The sequence below is a fragment of the Epilithonimonas zeae genome (assembly GCF_900141765.1).
In the GTDB taxonomy this organism is placed as follows: Bacteria; Bacteroidota; Bacteroidia; order Flavobacteriales; family Weeksellaceae; genus Epilithonimonas; species Epilithonimonas zeae.
In genome coordinates this window covers 738,357-753,504 of the sequence record NZ_FSRK01000002.1, presented here as the reverse complement: position 1 = coordinate 753,504, position 15,148 = coordinate 738,357, and the positions used below count along the sequence as shown (strand labels likewise).

Genomic DNA, 15,148 nt, shown 5'->3' with positions numbered 1-15,148 from the left:
GACTTATTCCGATGGTTTCATCGAAAAGATCGTGACATCCCGAAATTGAAATTGCTATTATTCTCGACACTGCTCTTTGCGGGTATGCCCATTTTTAAAGCACAGTGTAACACAGTGTGCAACAGTAACTATGGACTCAATTCTAACAATGATGCTGCCACTATTGAGTATGATAATATAATATCGGCTTCTGTTACTAATGCAATCCGAGAAGCTGATGGTACTTTTAAGATATGGGGATACGGAACTGCTGCCAACGGTTCATCTAATTTACTCAGTCCCACTGTTATAAATAGCACCAACTATCCGGGCTTGCAGGGTACTGTCCTGAAAGTCGCCTTAGGGGGAACATCTGGTCCTAATAACCAATCCGTTTTACTAACTACTGAAGGTTTATATGCTTGGGGAACTCCTGGCAACTTTATACCATCTGCGATTCAACCTAATGCAGCTTTTGGCAGAGTGAACACATCTGGCAGCACTTATGGTCTGCCTCCGGGTGTACAACCACAACAGGTTAAAAGCCTTATGGGTACACAATCGTCTTTAGCATTATTGACTTGTAGCGGAGAAGCATGGGTATTGACGAAAAATGCAGCTTCAGCAGGAACAGGGCTGACAACCGCAAATAATAATTGGAATCGTGTTACAACCTCAGCACCAGGTAATCCTACGCTGGATAATGTGGTTGTCTTGAGAGGGTCAGGAAATTCTTTGATGGCTTTGTGTGCCGATGGTACCTTATGGACCTGGGGAACCGGGGCTTATTTAGGAAATGGCTCTGCCAGCGCCAATCAAACCAGAGCAGTGCAAATGACCTTACCCAATCCTTCAGGTACCATCAAAATGATTGGTATGGCAAGTACGGGTTCTTATTATGTCTTGTATACCGACGGTAATCTATATTCAATGGGAAATAATTCTTCCAAGGAATTGGGTGACTGGACTGCCACTAATCGATTAAACTGGATACAGCCCAGATACACTTCTGCATCAGGTCCTGTGATGAATAACATTAAATGGATCTCACCTACTGAACATCAGGACAGTGATCCATCAATCAATGTACTTACAACTACTGGACAAATTTTTAACTGGGGGCAAAATTATCAAAGCAAGCTTAGGTCTGGCGGTGGTACTACTTCCACTATTGATCCTGGCAGTCCTACTACAGACCGGATGCTTGCAGTAGAGTCAGGAGGGGCGCAAACTATTGTTATCAAATCCTGTACACAGAATTTTGGCTTTGCAGGAAATCAATATTATGGCAATGCAGGAGATGGTTCTGCTACTATCAATGCAACAAGAGCTCCTTATTATTACACCACTGCCCCTGTGGATGTTTGTGGTGCTAATGCTTTGGCCTCTGCAGGAACACCTGTCTTTGATACAGGTTTGCCTACCAATAGATGTCAGGGCGCAGGAACAGTAACATACACCGCTACAGTAACATCTTCCGGTGGAACTGTTTCTTATAGCCTTACACCTGCAGCAGCAGGAACCATTAATAGCGCTACAGGTGCTGTTACTTATAATGCGTCATGGTCAGGAACAGCAACCATTACAGCAACTGCCAATGGTGGTTGTGGTACACCAGGAACAGCAACGTTTACAGTAACGGTAGCTCCTACACCTGCTGCTCCAGTATTTAATAGTGCTTTGTCAGCTCAAAGATGTACAAGTGCAGGTACGATAACTTATACAGCTACATCTGCCAATGCAGATAGTATGGCATACAGTATTACAAATACCGGTACAGGAACGCAACCAACAATCAACCCTACAACAGGTGAGGTAACCTATGCCGCCAACTGGAGTGGAACGTCAACAATTACTGCCACCGCAAGCGGATGTAGCACAACAGCATCTTCTACCTTCACGGTAAGCACGGCAGTAATTCAGGCAGTAGCAGATGCTGCTACAGGACCGTCTGCTACACCATTAGCAATCAATATTCTGGCCAATGATCTTTGCAGCCCAGACTCTAGTACGTTAACCATTGCTACACAACCTGCAAATGGTAGTGTACAAATTGGTACTGGCGGTATTGTAACCTATTTACCCAATGGTGATTTTTCAGGAACAGATACATTTGTCTATAGGGTGTGTACTGGTCCTTCAGGCGCATGCAGCCAGGCTACGGTAACGGTTACTATTGAGCCCAACCTGACTGACGTATGCAGTACCGCTGGTTTACCAAAAACATTTTATCTGCCTTTCCCGGAAAATGCGGAACTTAAAAAAGCACTAATGAGTGCGGGAAGTGATGCAATAAGTAATAGTACTGCCAACGCTAGGAGGATTATTGGTATCAGAGCCAATTACTCTAATACGCTTATCTATTATGACCATTGGGAAGATGGTTATGAGCCTAACTCAGGAACCCGTACACAAACTACTACGGAAATCTGGGGAGACGGGAACACCTCTAATGGTGTTGCTCCGGGATACCCGACAGACATTTTACCGGAAGGGGCTATCATTACATTAGATAATAACAACCCTTACAGAACAGGGGATGGCAGAACCTCTACCGAAACCACGATACAATATGATGGTAGAGACAAAATATATTCTACCAAGTTATTGACCCTTACCAAGGTTACAGGTAGTGATGCAACTTTCTCAGTACAAAATACCAAAGGTAATGTGATCGATACCAACAAATTCGGGCGATTGTTTGTAGTTCCTTTTGGAGAGAATATTAGCTCTCTACTGAATCCTAATATTGCGACTACAGTTTTCGACTATACTTCTCTATTTGTAAGAGCGTCGGAGAACGGTACTATAGTACAGCTGGATTATAATGGAGATGGCGTGGTAGATGTTACATCGCCAACACTTGCAGAAGGAATGGTATGGTTCTATGAAGGAACAGCTGGCCCACCCCCAGGTAATAAAACCAGAGATACAAACAAGTCAAATGATATAAAATCCGGTGCTGTGATCACCAGTAACAAACCGGTGGGTGTAGATCTTGTTTTTGGAGGGATAGATAACTATGGAACCAGAAATATTCCATTGCTGCCAGGTAACTTTTATGGAAGCACCTACTACTCTCCTGTTTACACAACCTTGGCTACTGCTCCTGTATACGCAGTATTCACAAACAGTTTGAATGAAGATATAACAGTGAATTGGAAAAATGGACTTGGAGGCAATGGCAGCATCATAATTCCAGCCAAGGGTTATACATCTTTGGAGATGAATCAAGCCACTGCTTATAAGTTTGAGAGCGCCAACGGGAAAAGCTATACAGCTGTCACAATCGTAGATGCTGATGCTAATGGTTTAGCTTATGACTGGGCATTTAATATGATTCCTGGAGAACAACTGACGAACTTTACAACGACAGCTTGGGCACCAGGCATGGCTTCTGCCGGAGCTGCTAATCCGGTATGGATCACTCCTACCAAGAGTACCACAGTATATGTTAAATATACTGGCAGTGTCATAAGTACAGCACCGGGATCGACAAGTCCTTGCGGTTTGAAGTATGATGTGGCCTATACGCTCTCTGAGCTACAAGCACAAAAAGTTTTCACCAGCACAGGAAACGGAGGTATGTCCTTCTTTACTTGTGACGGAACACCAATCTCCGCTGTTTATGGCCAGGATTCATCTGTTGCTGCAGTAAGTGGAGCTACTACATTGGATGCAGGATTTACATTGGATCCTCAGTGTGTAGATTTTGTAATATTTGCAAACGATGACCAGTCTCAAACCTATCCTAACATCCCAGTAACTATAGATATCCTGAACAATGATGTAGGAAGAGTATCTCCAACTACTGTTACTATAGTGTCTCAACCAACAAATGGAACAGTAGTAGTCAACCCGGACGGAACGGTAACTTATACACCAAACCCTGGATTCTCTGGTACCGATACTTTTAACTACCAGGTTTGTAATTCTGACAGATCATTATGCAGCACCGCTGTTGTGACTGTAAACGTAGGCTGTCTTGATGCTGAGATGAAGCATATCCTGACAGGTAAAATATTTGACGATGTCAACAGGAATGGTGCTAATGACAACGGAGAAGGAGGCATTGCCCATACAGTTAATCTGTATCTTGATGCTAATGGAAATGGTGTTTTAGATACTTCTGAGAACACTCCGGTAGAATCTGTAACCACCAATAATACCGGTGCATACGTTTTTGATCGTGCTACTCCTGTACCAACCACTCAGGCTTCCCATGATTTTGCTACAGCCAGCTATAGCGCAGGAACAGGATGGTCTACTAACTGGATAGAAGAAGGTGAAGCAACAGCTGCAACTACTGGGAACATTCAGATAGTGTCAGGTGAGCTTCGTATTACAGGTAATACTGCCGTAGCTGTCAGAAGATCTGTTAGTGCACCAACTACTAATGCCTTGTTGTCATTTGATTACAGAACTGCCAACCTGGATGGTCTTCCATATAAAACACTGTTAGTAGAGGTAGCACCAAGCGCTACAGGACCTTGGACAACTCTTGGGTATTTATATAGTACTACAGGGTATACAAACGGGAAAAAGGTTTATAATATCCCGGCTTCGGTTGTAAATATAGGTACAACCATTCGTTTCAGAACAACAGGAGCTGGCAATCACTTCTTTTATATCGATAATGTAGCAATACAGTCTATACCAACTGTTAATTACATTGTACAGCTTGCAGAACCTTTGCCTGCTAACAGTTACCAGACTTTGCCTGTATCACCGCAGAAAGGTTATGCAGTAGCATTTAGCGGTTATAAAACCAGCTGTTCAAATAACTTTGGACTTGCGATTTGTTCCGCAGCAGGCACAACGCCAGCTGTTAACCCTTCTGTGACGGCAAATTGTTCTTCTGGCACAGTTAACCTTAATACACAAGCACATACGGGTACAGTACCTTCAGGTAGTACTTTATTGTGGTATACAGATCCTACACATACTACTGCGGTAGCAGATCCTACATCGGTAGGAGCAGGTACATATTACGCTTTCTATTATAGCTCGGGTGGCAATTGCTATTCTGCGCCATCTCAACCTGTGAATGTAACGATAGACACAACAACCATTACTGCACAACCAGATAGCACGCCGCAAACCATTTGTGTGAATGGTACGGCTACACAATTAAGCGTTACAGCTAATAATGCAATAAGTTATCAATGGTATTACAGTAATGCAGCAACAGGCGGATCTGTAACAACAGTTACCGGTGCTACATCATTCACTTACACACCGCCTACTGTAGCAGCTTTTGCAACAAGATATTATTTCGTAATCGTAACAGGAACTTGTGGTTCTGTAACCTCATCGCCTCGTACCCCAGTTACAGTTAATGCTTATCCTACTTCTGTATCGATAAGCCCGACAACACAGACAGTAACCATTAATAGTACACCTACCAATCTTACAGCTACAGCAACAGGCGCTACTACTTACCAATGGTATAGCAATACGACCAATAGTAATACCGGAGGAGCTCTGATAGCCGGAGCTACTTCCTCTACCTACACACCACCAACTAATGCCTTAGGCACAATATATTACTATTATGTGGCAAGCAGCGGTTCAGGATGTGGTACAGCATCGGCAGCAGTCCAAGTTAATGTAACAGCAGCTTGTACAGTAGGTAGCATAGCTCCTGCAGTAAGTTCGCCTCTGTTCACATCTTGTCCTAGTGGAGTAGCCAATCTAAACGATGCCCATACAGGAACTATACCTGCCAATGCAAGTCTGGTATGGTTCAGAGATACAGCCCATACAGATCCTGTATCCAATCCTACCGCTGTAGGTGCCGGAGTCTACTACGCTTTCTATTACAGTACTGCGGGTAATTGCTATTCTCCAGCTTCCAGCGAGGTTAACGTTATAGCTGCTGTATGTTCAACATGTACAGCACCAGCCGATCCGCAGCCAAGGGATTTGAGCTTAGTATTTGATGTTAATGCAGCACCATCAGGTTCTGTGATCCAATGGCATACTTCAGCAACCCCTTCTTCAACAAGTTTGTTGAGCAGTACTACTATATCTGTAAGCTCTACCCCTACAGAGTATTGGGTGTATTATTACAACACCTCTACCAACTGCTACAGCCCTGGAAGCAAATTGATTACGGTCACTAATATTTGTTGTAATATCCCTACGGTTAATCTTAATACGACACAATATGTTGCGCCACCAGATGGTTCTACATTGGTATGGTACAGCACAAGAAACCATTTGAATGGAACTCTTGTCAATAATTCTGCGGCTGTAGGTGAAGGCGTTTATTGGCCTTACTTCTTTAATGCTTCTACCAACACGTACACTATGGCAGGTGCACCTGTATTAGTTGCGATTGACGATCTGTGTGCTTGTTATAAGCCAGGAGCAACAACCGGAGGCACAGTGTTAGACACCAAAGTAGGTATCTCAGCTTTGGGAAGAGCTGGCGCAACAGATGCTGATAACTGGCCAATGACCCGTAAAGGCGGACACATCGCATTGGAATCTAAAACCAAAGCTTTTGTACCAAACCGTGTAGCATTCTCGGATGCGGATAATGATCCTTTTACACCGGACGTTCCAGTGGGTATAGCTGCAGCTAATTTTGTAGAAGGTATGATGGTGTATGATACCACCAACAAATGTATGAAGCTCTATACAACTATGGATAATGGTTTCAGCTATGCATGGTATTGTATCTCTACTCCAACTTGTCCGGATTAATAGAAATCCTTAATTAAAGAAATAACCGTTTATTTTATTATTAAAACACAACACAATGAAATTTTTTAATACATATATTTTATTCTTCGTATTTCTGTTAGTAGGATCGTCTATGACATCAGCACAGAACTGTAGTGTAAATGCTGGCGGTACTGCAACAATATGCGGTACCAGCTATACGCTGCAAGGCACCCGTACAGGTTCCCCTGTAGGTAACCCAACTTGGTCTGTTGTATCCAAACCATCTGGCGCTCCAGATCCTGTTATCAGTAATGTGAATGCCCTTACACCTACTGTGACGGGTATGACCTATCCCGGAAATTATGTGTTCCAAATCTCACAGGTCTGTAATTTAGGGACAAGCACTTCTCAGGTAACCATTCTGGCACCGGGTGATGCTTCAACATTTACAGCCGGTCCGGATATTACTAATGTTAATGCAACAGTGGGTACCGTAAACCTAAATGGTGTGGTACCCGCAGGTTATACAGCACAATGGTCTGCTTATAATATCTATACTTACGAAAGAACCTCGGGAACCAAAGTTAATAACAATGCAACATTTGGATCGCCAACCTCTGGAGCCACCACATTCTCATTGACAAAAAAGGCAGACCATAATGAAGATCCAGCCTATATTGTTACCTTACGTATCACTTCGAATACTAATCCTAATTGTTTTTACGAGGATACGGCAGTGGTAAGATTTATCCCCAATCCTCAACTTATCATCCCTTCAAGAAGTGAATGTCTGAGCGCAACGGGGGCTACTTTTATTAATCTTAGCAGCACCTCTCCTATTTTCAATACAACTACAGCAGGTGCAGCTGGTAATCCTACCTATGGTACAAGCATCGCTATGACGGTAAACAGCCAGCCGTCAGGAGGTAATATTACTTATTGGAGAATTTTTGATGGCGCATTATACTTCACGGGAGCCACCACACCGGGAGTGTATAAATTCTACCTGACAATTACTAATGCTTCGGGTACTTATGTTACCCCAGAGATTACCTACACTATCACAGGTATTACGCCAAAACCTGTTTCTTTTCTTGTAGCTTCTGAACCCGATCAGATGACTTCATATTTTAATGCTAATAGTGGCGGAGAAGTACAGTGTGGTATGGCAGGCAGCACCACACCTATCACTTTCGGTTACAGATTAGATTCTTCTGATCCTGTAACCAATATTTCAACCGTATTAGTATCGGGTGTTATCCCGCCAGGAGGTGCTCCAGGATTTACTACAAGCGGTGCTGGCACCGCTAACCGAAGTGTGACAGTGACGCCTCCATCAGGCGGATGGCGTGTAGGAACTTACAGATTTACAGTCTATACAAGCAATGGAAGTTGTATTGGTGCTACTCAGTATTATTATATTCACATATCTGATGGTGCACGTCCTAATGTTAGCGTTAACAATACAGTGGTATGTTATCCGGGTTCAGGCGTTGTAACAGCAACCGTTCAATTGCCTACCGTATATAAAGGTGTGGTTAACAGCAGCTATTTTCAGGATTTTGGGGGAAAATATGATTTTACAACCGTTTCAGTACCAAACGGAGCTGCGTCCCCTACATTTGAAGCTTCCAATCTACGATCTTTTACCTCCACTTCTACAGTAATTGGTAACCTAACGAAAGCCGGTGTGTACACCTTCAAAATAAAGCTAGTTCCCAGTGTTGGGGGCATAGGAGCATTTTTAGATAAAGAATACGCATGCTCCGGAACATCATTAGAGGGAACATTTACCATTACGGTAGCTCCGCAGATTAATTCCAATGCGGGAAGTGATCAGGATGTGATCTGCAATACTGCCGTATCATTGGTGGGCAACGATCCCAGCTCAGGAACAGGAACATGGTCAGTTATATCCTCACCTGCAGGAACGTCGCCTGTCTTTTCTAACGCATCATCACCTGAGACATCGGTATCCGCTTTGAGTGCTGCAGGAACATATACCTTCCGATGGACTATTACCACTGGCGACTGTGTAAGTACAGATGATGTCAACGTTACCATTCAGGCTTGTCTTACAATTTCCGGTACGGTCTTTAACGATGCGAATGGCAATACTGTAATCGACAGTGGTGAAGCTGGTACTTCTGCAGGAGGAAGTTATATCTATCTGGTAGACAGCAGCGGTATCATCGCTAACAGCACACCCGTTAATTCCAATGGAACTTACACCATCAACGTAGGTGCTAATAGCAATTACACCCTGCAGTTGTCTCCTAACGTTTATCCAATAGGAACTAATACTGCAACAACCCCAATTAACCATAACATCGCGGGATGGGTAACGACTGGTGAAAACAAAAACAATAATACAGGAAGTGGAGACGGAACTCCTGACGGAACATTATCTGCTACGGTAACCAATGCTAGTTTTACCAATTATAATTTTGGTCTCAAAGCGTGTGCGGCAGGTACTACTCCTCCTATTTTTGATCAAAGAACAAATTAATTATCTCACATAAAAAACACACAATGAAAACAAATATTTTAACCTGTTTATTAATAGTAGCGGCTATTACTATTAAATCCCAGGTGGCTATTGGAAAAACCAGTGTCAGCAACAATTCCGTTTCTTTGGAATTCTCAGATTCAGAAAACAAAGGAATGATACTACCCTATATAGAAAACAAATCTGCTATTACAGAAAACGGATCTGTAATCTTTGACAACTCAGATCATAAAGTAAAGTATCTAAAAGATAACAGCTGGTTTGATCTCTCTGTGGATACCACGGGTAAATCTGATATCGCTATCCAGACCTCCAAACCGGAACTTAGTACTGCTAAAACAACCATAGGAAACAATACAGCAATGGATAGCAACGGCATTTTGGTTCTGTCTGATGCCAACAAAGCGATGATCCTTCCAAGAGTAGCCAGCCCGCACCTTAATATCATCAATCCGGCACCAGGAATGATGGTTTATGACACCACAAAGAAGCAACTTGCCGTTTACAACGGGACAGTTTGGTCTTTTTGGAAGCCATAACCTGACACTACAAAACAGAATACTGTTATTATAGATAGACCTTTTCCCTAACAGAGCTTTCGGCCATTAGTTTGTTGAAAATCTGTTAGGGATTTTTTCTTTAACCACTACTCTAATGAATAAGCCTACTTTACGTAAAAACGAAATCGCTGAAAAGTACCTTACCTTTCTGGATAGGCACATTGATGATGTCATCAAAGGCAAGGAACAGGAATTCTTCCGTATCAAGCATATTGCCTCTACCCTAGCCGCATCGCATACCCATTTTACAGATACTATAAAGAAAGTTTTGGGTAAGTACCCTTGCTTTTTCTACGATGAAAAAATTATTAAAAAGCTAAAGATATGCTTGGGGAAAAAGATATGCAACCAAGTGCTGTTACCAAAAAACTAACTTATGATCCGGATGGTGAATAGTGGTCAGACTATTTTCGCTAACGACGGATACACGACGAGGTAATAGAGTATTCATAAGCTCTTTCAAAATCAGGAATTGGAAAAGCTTCAATTCCCGATTTTTGTTACTTGCTGCTATGTAACAGTTTGCGCTCAGAATAAAAATAAAGATAAAATGTCTGGCAATAAAAACTCAACAATTAAAAAAACACAACAAACTATGGACTTATCAAAAATCACTAATTCAACAGTAAAAAGTGCCGTTGAAGCGTTACAATCCGGAGATAAAAGCTGGTATTCTTTCTTTACAGAAAACCCGACGATGACGGATGATGGTAATAAGGTTGATTTCAAATCTTTCTTTTCAAAAGCTTTGGGTGAAGAAAAATTTCTCACAATTGACAAGGTGGAAAACGATGGGAAAGATATCACAGAAAATTTCAAAGCCGGAAGTTGGGGAACTTTTAAAGTATTCTTCAAATTTCATCTAAATACTGATGGCAAATTCGACCGTCTGGATATCGGGCAGGCTCATTAAATTCTTAATCAATATTTTAATATTCAAGGATATTTTGCTTACCAAGAAAATGAATTACCTGACTGCATTTTTAATATAACTCACAATCACTTTAGTTTTCTAATCAAATAGTTTTATATATATAAAATATCTCTGAGAGAATTTTCTTTTAGAATTTGTTTTTGTTTTTAAGTAATGATGTCTTAGATGTCATTACTTTTTTATGCTCTAATGGTGTAAGAAAAAAAAGAATTGATGAAACATTATTATAGATTATTATTTTAATCATATTCTCAAAATAATTAGATAAAATTAAAACATCCGCAAAGAATAGATACTTATCATTAAAAAATCGAGAATTTAACAAGTAGTTTAATTTAGTGATAACGGTATCATTTTTCAGAAATCCTCACATGCTTATTTAACAATATTTTAACACATTTGGTAAATTGCTTAGGAAATCGCAAAGATCCTTAAAGCTTAATAAACCTTTCAAAGATAGACTATTACAACAGCGGCACGTTTGCAGGCTTAGCAAGATTGATAAATAATTCAAGTAATTTTAAAATATTGAAGATGAGTACAGCACTATTGGTGAAAATTCTTCTTTTTACAGGATTTTTTACACATGCTCAGGTTGGCGTCAATACTACTACGGCCAAAACCATTTTAGGTGTTACCTTAAAACCAGCAAACGACACTATTTTATACGGCATCATCCTTCCAATAATAACTGGAGATCAATTACGTACCAAAAACTATACTGTAAACATTCCCTCTCCTACGGAAAACCTGGATGTTGATAGTGTTTTAAGAATAAGGAATCTTACTGAGAATCTCAGCACAAACGTAATCAACCTTTGACCATTACTATTAAAAATACATATTATGATTAAATTCTATTCTAAACACTTATTTGCGTTGCTAAAATTAATAGTATCTGGTCGTGACATAACGCAAAATGTGACGAAAAATATAATTTTAAAAAGAAATCAAATCAAGAACCATATCTTGAGAAACAATCTTATAAGGTTTTGTTTAATATTAATAGGTTGTTATATTGGTGCGCAAAACATCAGTAATCCGGATTTTGAGAATTTCTCACAATGCCCTAATGCCCAAAGCCAGCTAACCAGAGCTACAGGATGGACACAGCCTACAACTGCAGGTACTCCGGATTATATGAATGTCTGTACTCCAACTAGCGGGTCTAGCCTTACACTTAGCCCACAGACACTTACAGCCCAAAGCGGAACTGGTTTTGTAGGAGGTTATGCGGAAGTAAATAACTCTCCACTTAACAATTACAAAGAATATCTTACCAATAGGTTATCATCTCCCCTGATAGCAGGTATTACTTATAGTTTTTCTTTTTATGTAGCTCACATGTTCGGCGGGTCGCCTTCCGCATTTTTACCTGTTTTAACATATGTCGATCTTCCAGCATCAGAACAAGGCTTTATCGGTGCAGTATTTTCGACAACATCTCCTTCAAATAGCAATACAGTGGGTGGAGGAAGCTTTGCACCACTACTTAATTCCTTTGGTAGTGGCAGAGTTTTAATCCCCGCAAGCAATACCGATGTTTATGGAGCAACATCCCGTAATAATTGGGTAAAGGTAACATTGCAATATACTGCGGTAGGAGGTGAAGAGTATATGACAGTAGGTCAGCTTAGACAAGGTGGAGCTACTACTTTGGCCAATGCACAGGGAGTATATTATCTGTATGATAATTTTTCGCCATCTCTCGCTCCAGTTACAGTGCTTACTAAAAGTGTATCTCCTTCTACTATTGTTTCTAATGGTACAGCAACATATACTTTTACTCTTAACAATACGGCTGCCGGTAGTGTTGCACAGACTAATCTTTCATTTACAGACAACCTTCCAAGTGGACTTAGGCTTGCCGCAAATCCTAATGTTACAGTTACAGGATTGACAGCTGGAACCGTAACTGCAAATCCAGGCGGAACATCCATAGCAGTTGCCGGTTATAATCAAGCAGCTAATACAACTGCCACCATCACTGTTAATGTTACCAATATGCCCGGTCAAGGCAATCCGAGTTGCGAAAGTAACCCAACTGCCTTTACTAATACATCAGCAAACATATCAAACCTTAGTGGCAATATCACAAACAGTATAGGTAATGTATGTCTAATTGTATCGCCCACACCTTTTCCATGCGACTCTAAAATGTATCTGGTTCAAAATGCCAACAGTGCAATATACAATATCATCTCTTCTACCAATCCATTTACTTATCCTATTATTGGTTCACCGGCAGGCTATCAATATAATGCAACCGGGCTTAATCCAATAGATGGATATATCTATGCGATGCGAACCTTTAGTAATAATCTTCTTAGGATTGATTCCAGTGGAGCCATTACAGATTTAGGAGCCATCTCCGGGTTACCCGCTGCAACCGGAACCACTAATTATAACAGTGGAGAGATAGATCATCTCGGGAATTACTACATTAAGCACTCCGGCTCCAATAGTACAATATACAGAGTTAATATAGCATCTTTGACGGCTGTACCAATTACTTTATCACAAGCTACTGATCCTTCTGACTTAGCATACAACGTGGTTACAAATCTCTTATATGGCGTTGCTTTAGATGGCAGGCTATTTTCTATTAACCCATCGACCGGAACAGTAAGTTTTATAGGTACCTCTCCCGGAGCGGCAACCTTTGGAGCCCTTTTTGGTTCAAGTACCGGCGAAATCTACGGGGTTAATAATGCCGGTGGTTTTTTTCAATTTAATTTGACAAACGGAAACAGAGTGCAGGTTTCCTCTGCACCAGCAAGTGGAAATAACGACGGTGCCCATTGCGTTACTGCTCCAATTACATTTGATGCAGATCTATCTGTTACCAAAACAGATGGAACAAGCACTTATTCAGCTGGAACAAATACCGTTTATACTATTGTAGCAAGAAATAATGGTCCTTTTGGGGTACAAAATGCTACCGTATCCGATCTGTTACCGGCCGGAATTCCAGCTGCAAACATGTCATACACGGCTGTGGCTTCTGCCGGAAGTACAACTTCTGTAACAGGCACACAAACGGGTGCAATTAATGATTTGATATCGCTCCCTGTAAATGGAACAGTCACCTACACTGTGACAGTAAATATCCCTTCAACATTTACAGGAAATCTTGCAAATACAGTAACAATAACAGCCCCAGCCAATATTAATGATGCCAATACAGCAAATAGTACTTCGACAGATACAAATACACTTTATTGCATTGGTGTAGATTCTGATGGAGATGGCATCCCAGATATGTGTGATTATGATGATGATAATGATGGTATCTTAGATATCACAGAAGATTGTACTCCTTATCTCTCCCAAAATACTTCCGGGGCATGGACGGGGCAGACTACATCAACTGTAACTGTTACAACTAATGGTACTCTTGTAACTACTACAAATAGTTTGAACGATTCTCAAAACAGATTTTTTGTAAATCAATCGGGAGGAGGACAGCAAATAGAAAGAGTAGGAGGAATTAGTTATACAATTACATTTAGCCCTGCTATTCCTGCAAGTGAAATTGCATTTTACCTGAATGATTTAGATGTTGTTTCAAGTTCTCCTTCGTTTGTTGATTATACTTTTAGTGTAAATGGAGGAACTGCAAATAACGCTTTTTATTCAGCCAATATTACCACAGCCTTTCCTCGTATGATTTATAATGTATCTAGCGGAAAAATAACGAGTTCTGGTAACGTGGATAATCAAATGATTATGTTAAAAGGAATTGGTAATACGCTTGTTTCTTCTATTGAATTAACAAACTCCGGAGTTGGAGCAGGAGAGCGCACTCAGTATTCTATTTTTTCTAAAAAAATATGTGACACGGATACTGATGGAATTCCTAACCAGTCAGATCTAGATTCTGATGGTGATGGATGCTCTGATGCGATAGAAGGTGCAGCAAATATCTCAACAGGTCAGCTTGTAACAGCTGGAGGAACTGTAACAGGAGGCAGTACGCCTGTTAATCAAAATTTATGTGCTACGGGAACTTGTGTTAATGCGAATGGTGTTCCTCAGTTTTTAACTCTACCAACAGGATATAGTAATACTACGGGACAAGGCATAGGAGATTCGCAAAATGCGCTGATAAATAGCTGTCCTACATTTTGTTACAAACCAGGACTCACAACCGGCGGAACTATTTTGGACACCAAAGTTGGAATTACTTCTCTGGCAAGAGCAGGTGAAACAGATGCCGACAATTGGCCAATGGTAAGAAAAGGAGGATGGATTGCATTAGAATCCAAAACAAAAGGATTGGTTGTAAACAGAGTCGCTTTCAGTGATGCTGACAGCAACCCCTCAACGCCGGATGTTCCTGTAGAAATACCGTCAGGGAACTTTGTAGAGGGAATGGTAGTTTATGATGCCACTAATCATTGTTTGAAAATGTACACCTCTACAGATAATGGTGTCAACTATCATTGGTATTGTATTTCTACACAGACATGCCCGGACTAAGAACACAATTCA

7 protein-coding genes are annotated in these 15,148 nt (G+C 41.0%); all 7 read left to right on the top strand.

Going from position 1 to position 15,148, the window contains the following annotated elements; all coding sequences use genetic code 11:
- Positions 1-114 precede the first annotated feature (114 nt).
- The 7 genes from BUR19_RS15190 to BUR19_RS15160 all read left to right on the top strand — a co-directional run bounded on the left by BUR19_RS15190 (position 115) and on the right by BUR19_RS15160 (position 15,136).
- A complete protein-coding gene (locus tag BUR19_RS15190) occupies positions 115-6,690 on the top strand; it encodes an Ig-like domain-containing protein (protein ID WP_139297376.1) in 6,576 nt (2,191 codons plus the stop codon).
- 112 nt (positions 6,691-6,802) lie between these two features.
- A complete protein-coding gene (locus tag BUR19_RS15185; RefSeq protein ID WP_074236284.1) occupies positions 6,803-9,160 on the top strand; it encodes a hypothetical protein in 2,358 nt (785 codons plus the stop codon).
- Between the two features lie 23 nt (positions 9,161-9,183).
- Complete coding sequence (locus tag BUR19_RS15180) at positions 9,184-9,699, top strand: hypothetical protein (protein WP_074236283.1); 516 nt, start codon at positions 9,184-9,186, stop codon at positions 9,697-9,699.
- A 115-nt stretch (positions 9,700-9,814) separates the two neighbouring features.
- Entirely contained in the window at positions 9,815-10,093 is a 279-nt protein-coding gene (locus BUR19_RS15175) for a hypothetical protein (RefSeq protein WP_074236282.1), read from the top strand.
- Between the two features lie 222 nt (positions 10,094-10,315).
- Entirely contained in the window at positions 10,316-10,633 is a 318-nt protein-coding gene (locus BUR19_RS15170) for a hypothetical protein (protein WP_245799087.1), read from the top strand.
- A 555-nt stretch (positions 10,634-11,188) separates the two neighbouring features.
- Positions 11,189-11,476 (top strand): hypothetical protein, encoded by a 288-nt coding sequence (locus BUR19_RS15165; RefSeq protein ID WP_139297375.1) that lies wholly within the window; start codon positions 11,189-11,191, stop codon positions 11,474-11,476.
- A 24-nt stretch (positions 11,477-11,500) separates the two neighbouring features.
- A complete protein-coding gene (locus tag BUR19_RS15160) occupies positions 11,501-15,136 on the top strand; it encodes a DUF11 domain-containing protein (RefSeq protein ID WP_074236279.1) in 3,636 nt (1,211 codons plus the stop codon).
- Positions 15,137-15,148: the final 12 nt, after the last annotated feature.

Excerpts from the sequence above, each read along its gene's own strand:
- BUR19_RS15175 (WP_074236282.1), top strand. The coding sequence starts at position 9,815 with ATGAATAAGCCTACTTTACGTAAAAACGAAATCGCTGAAAAGTACCTT.
- BUR19_RS15165 (WP_139297375.1), top strand. The coding sequence starts at position 11,189 with ATGAGTACAGCACTATTGGTGAAAATTCTTCTTTTTACAGGATTTTTT.
- BUR19_RS15185 (WP_074236284.1), top strand. The coding sequence starts at position 6,803 with ATGACATCAGCACAGAACTGTAGTGTAAATGCTGGCGGTACTGCAACA.
- BUR19_RS15180 (WP_074236283.1), top strand. The coding sequence starts at position 9,184 with ATGAAAACAAATATTTTAACCTGTTTATTAATAGTAGCGGCTATTACT.
- BUR19_RS15160 (WP_074236279.1), top strand. The coding sequence starts at position 11,501 with ATGATTAAATTCTATTCTAAACACTTATTTGCGTTGCTAAAATTAATA.
- BUR19_RS15170 (WP_245799087.1), top strand. The coding sequence starts at position 10,316 with ATGGACTTATCAAAAATCACTAATTCAACAGTAAAAAGTGCCGTTGAA.